This window comes from Micromonospora sp. KC207, from assembly GCF_004348615.1.
Classification (GTDB): Bacteria; Actinomycetota; Actinomycetes; order Mycobacteriales; family Micromonosporaceae; genus Micromonospora.
Map to the genome: position 1 here is coordinate 1 of NZ_SMKJ01000589.1, position 1,307 is coordinate 1,307.

The window sequence follows — 1,307 nt, forward strand, 5'->3', positions numbered from 1 at the left end:
CATTTTGGTGTAGTTCGTGGGCTGTAGGTTCGTTGAGTCGTTAGCTCCGGTGTGGATGTTCGGGAAGTGGAGCGCCTTCGTGCCGATCTGGCCGATTTCACCAGCGACGTGTTTGGGTCGTTGACCCGGGCCGGATGGCAGGACCGGGCTGGACAGTATGTGCGCGGATTGATGCTGGACGGGCGGCGCAAGTCGATCCAGCCGATGGCGGGCAGGCTGCCGGGTGTGCACGATCAGGCGTTGAACCACTTCGTGACGAACAGCCCGTGGGACGTGGTGCCGGTGCGGCGCCGCCTGGCGGTGCGGATGGAGCGGGCGATCACGCCGGCGGCGTGGGCCCTCGATGACACCGGCTGGCTCAAATGCGGGACCGCGTCGCCGGGAGTGGCCCGGCAGTACACCGGCACGGCGGGCAAGGTCACCAACTGCCAGATCGGGGTGAGTCTGAACCTGGTCACCGACACCGCATCGTGTCCGGTCGACTGGCGGCTGTTCCTGCCCGAGTCGTGGGATCCCGCCTCGCCGGCCGCCGCGGCGGACGTCGACCAGCGGCGCGCACGGGCCGGGATCCCCGACGACGTCGGGCACCGGGAGAAGTGGCGCCTGGGCCTGGACACGGTTGACGAAACCATTGGGTGGGGCCTGCGACCGCCGTTGATCGTGGCTGACGCCGGGTACGGCGACAGCGGCGAGTTCCGCCATGGCCTGGCCGAGCGTGGGCTGTCCTATGTGGTTCAGGTCGCCACCACGATCAGTGTGTACCCCCAGACGGCGGTCCGTACCGCACCGCCGTACAGCGGGGTGGGACCACCGCCGAAACAGCGCTACCGAGACGCAGCTATCTCGGTCAAGGACCTGGTCCTGTCCCACGGCGCAGCCGCGGCCCGCTCGGTGTCCTGGCGTGACGGTTCCCGCACCCGCGCCAGTAGGCCGGTGAAGATGCGCTCCCGGTTCGTGTTCCTGCGGGTCCGGCCAGCCGGACGCGTCCTGCTCGCCGCGCACCGCGACCAGGACCTGCCCGAAGCGTGGCTGATCGCCCAGTGGCCACCCGATCAGGCCGAGCCCACCAAGTACTGGCTGTCGAACCTGCCGGCCACCACAGCGAAACGCTCCCTGATCCGATGGGCGAAACTGCGTTGGCGCATCGAGCACGACTACCGGGAGTTGAAGACCGGCCTCGGCCTGGACCACTACGAAGGCCGCACCTGGCAAGGCTGGCACCACCACGTCACCCTCGTGGCCGCCGCCCACGCCTACTGCACCCTGCAACGCCTCGACCCAAAAGCCCCCGCGCCGGCCTGAGCCTC

The 1,307-nt window shown here is 69.1% G+C and carries 1 protein-coding gene; it reads left to right on the forward strand.

The genetic code is table 11. The features are described from left to right. Positions 1–51: 51 nt before the first annotated feature. Positions 52–1,302, forward strand: a complete 1,251-nt coding sequence (locus tag E1258_RS32685) for an IS701 family transposase (RefSeq protein ID WP_132407843.1) — start codon at positions 52–54, stop codon at positions 1,300–1,302. Positions 1,303–1,307: the final 5 nt, after the last annotated feature.